This is a genomic window from Nocardia sp. NPDC058497 (assembly GCF_042720195.1).
In the GTDB taxonomy this organism is placed as follows: Bacteria; Actinomycetota; Actinomycetes; order Mycobacteriales; family Mycobacteriaceae; genus Nocardia.
Genome location: NZ_JBHXMY010000141.1, coordinates 9,242 through 12,248, shown reverse-complemented (window position 1 = coordinate 12,248; position 3,007 = coordinate 9,242). Strand labels below are relative to the sequence as shown.

3 protein-coding genes are annotated in these 3,007 nt (G+C 69.7%); 1 reads left to right on the top strand and 2 read right to left on the bottom strand.

The window, feature by feature from the left end; translation table 11 throughout:
- Positions 1–150: preprotein translocase subunit SecG (gene secG, locus ACFWPJ_RS12540; RefSeq protein WP_378850192.1), on the bottom strand; the 150-nt coding region annotated here is incomplete at its 3' end.
- Positions 151–184: 34 nt separating this feature from the next.
- Complete coding sequence (locus ACFWPJ_RS12535) at positions 185–1,771, bottom strand: MFS transporter (protein ID WP_378850190.1); 1,587 nt, start codon at positions 1,769–1,771, stop codon at positions 185–187.
- Positions 1,772–2,094: 323 nt separating this feature from the next.
- Between ACFWPJ_RS12535 and ACFWPJ_RS12530 the strand changes: the two genes are divergently transcribed.
- Positions 2,095–2,886, top strand: coding sequence for an META domain-containing protein (locus ACFWPJ_RS12530; RefSeq protein WP_378850188.1), 792 nt, complete (start codon positions 2,095–2,097; stop codon positions 2,884–2,886).
- The last annotated feature ends 121 nt before the right edge of the window (positions 2,887–3,007 follow it).

Sequence of the window (3,007 nt, the reverse complement as noted above, 5' to 3'; positions counted from 1 at the left end):
CTTCTCGACGACGGTGGAGCCGGACAGGCTCGACTGCACGCCGCCACCGAACAGGCTGGACAAGCCGCCACCCTTGGCGCGGTGCAGCAGCACCAGCAGCACCAACAGGACGCTGGTGATCACAAGGAGGATATCGAGGAACAGCGACATGGCGCCCATCCTATGGGGTCCACGCCCGGCTGGTCTAACCAGGCTCGACCGCGACCAGGTGAGAGACCGTCTCGGCACCCGCCGACCAGTGGGCGACGGTCTGTTCGATCTCCTGGTCTCGGGCGGTGAGCCGGACCTGGTGCTGGTGCATGTGCTCGGCCCAGGAGCGCACGACGAAGGCTTCGACGAATCGGTCGACGGTGCCGACGTCACGGTAGAGCCGCCATTCCATGGCGCCGGTCCGCTGCCTGGACCGGCCGACCATGGCCATCGCCGCGGTGAACCCGGCGACGTCTTCGGGCGGTACGTCGTAGCCGCGCATCACCAGGACCGGGCCGTCCTCGGGGTCGGGTTCCACGACGAGCTGCGGTTCGGGCCAGAACGCGGCCGGTGACAGGTCGATGTCCTCGACGTTGTGCCGGATCGGCCACCACAGCGTGCTCACCGCGCAGCAGGCCAGCAACACCGCCGCGACCAGCAGCGCCGCCACGGCACCGTACGCGCCGGCGACCAGACCCCACAGCAGCGAGCCGATGGCCTGCCCGCCCATGAACACCAGCATGTACACCGACAGCCCACGTGCCCGCACCCAGGCGGGCAGCAGCAACTGCATGGTCGAGTTCAGCGTCGACATGGCGAGCAGCCACGCCAGGCCCGCCCCGACCAGCAACACCAGCACGATCGGCACGCTCGGCACCAGCGCCGTCGCCACGGCACCGAGCCCGAACAGCAGCGCGGCCAGCGCCAGCCGCTGGGTCGGCGTGAACAGCACCCGCAGCCGGGACAGGCCGAGCGCACCGCACACCGCACCGAGGCCGAGCGCGCCGAGCAGCAGACCGTAGCCGTCGGCGGCCAGCCCGAGCCGGTCGTGCGCGATGACCGGCAGCAGCGACCACACCGCGCTGGCGGGCGCGATGAACAGGATCGCGCGGAACAGCACCCGCCGGATCGCGGGCGCCGCGCGGATGAACCGGGTACCCGCCTGCAACGCCGCGAGCGGACGCTCGCTGGGCAGGGTGCGCACCCGGGTCGGCCACTGCGACACCAGCAGCACCGCGACAATGCCGACGAACGAGAGCGTGTTGAACGCGAACACCACGTCCGGCCCGGCGATCGACACGATCACACCGGCCACGGCAGGCCCGACGGCGCGGCCGATATTGACACTCATGCTGCCCAGCGCCGCCGCGGAGGTGATCTGGTCGCGCGGCACCAGCTCCGGCTGGATCGCCTGCCACGCCGGTGCGGTGAGCGCCTGCCCGCAACCGAGCAGGAAGAGCAGGGTGAGCAGCACCGCGGGCGTGGTATGACCGGTGGCGGTGAATACGGTGAGGGTGAGCGAGGCCAGCGCCATCCCCGCCTGCGCGCCGATCAGCAGCCTGCGCCGGTCGACCAGGTCGGCGAGCACCCCGGACGGGATGGACAGCACCATCACCGGCAACGCGAGCGCGGTCTGCACGAACGACACCAGCGCCGCCGCGTTCGGCGCGTCGACCAGGATCCACTGCGCGCCGACCGTCTGCATCCAGGTGCCCAGATTCGACACCAGCTGCGCGATCCACAGCGCCCGGAACACCGGCGACCGCAACGGCGCCCATGTCGATACCGGTTCCGCCGCCACACTGTTCACCCGCCGAGCATATCCCCGGCGATCTCCGGTGACCGGGCACGCGACGACACACCCGGTGCGGTCGCGGAACGGCTCGGCGCTCCGTATGACACGGCACCGGATCGCAGCCGAGAACGGCGATGCGCTAAGGGCCGAAGCAGGTTCGGCACATCCCGGCCGCGAAGTCGGTGGCCGGCGACCAGAACGCACCGTTGCAGTCCGCACTGAACGTGAATATGACTGGACTACAAGCGATTTCCCGACCAACTTGGCATACCGATTGCGCAATTCGCCGATCACCGGAATCGGCGGGCACGCCACGTACGATGGGCTACATGTCGGCAACCCTGCTCCGTCTCGCCGCGCTCTGTGTACTCGCCACCGCCACGGGCACGGCCTGTTCCTCCGATTCCCCGAAGGCGCCGGACGACACGGCGACCCCGATGGGACACACTTACATCTCCACCGAGGTCGAGGGCGACCCGATCCCCGGCGGTGGTCCGATGACGCTCACCTTCGCCGACGGCCGCGTCTCGGCGAACTCCGGCTGCAACACGAGCACCGGCGCCGTCGACCTGAGCAATCAGGTCCTGCACACCGAGTCCCTGGCGAGCACCCTGATGGCATGCACCGATGACCGCGTCACCGCCGACCGCTGGCAGAACTCGTTGCTCGAGTCCGATCCCACCTGGCGCCTCGACGGCGACAAGCTGACGCTGACCGGAGAGGCGGTCACCGTTCATCTCACCGACAAGGAAATCCTCATCCCGGACAAACCGCTGACCGGCACCACCTGGGTCGTCACCACCCTGATCACCGAGCAGGGCCAGGTCCGCTCTACCACCCTCGACAAGGTGAATGCGACCTTGACGATCGGCGAAGGCGGCACCGTCAACGGGATGGCGGGCTGCAACCGGATGACCGGCACCGCGGGCGTCGGCCCCGGCGACGCGGTGAATTTCGCCGTCGCCACCACCAAGATGATGTGCCCACCGGATGTCATGGAGATCGAGAGCCACGTGCTACGCGCCCTCGACGGCCGGACGACGGCCACCATCGACGGCGACAGTCTCACCCTGCGCAACGACAACGGCACCGGCCTGATCCTGCACGCGCAATCGCAATAGCGACGAAGGGCCGGAAACCGCCCTACGGGTCCCGGCCCGTCGGTGGGGATATACCCGAAACGGGCAGGGGGCCCCCCCCCGGGGTCGGCCGCCCGGGGGGGGACACAGGCGCCCGGGGCGG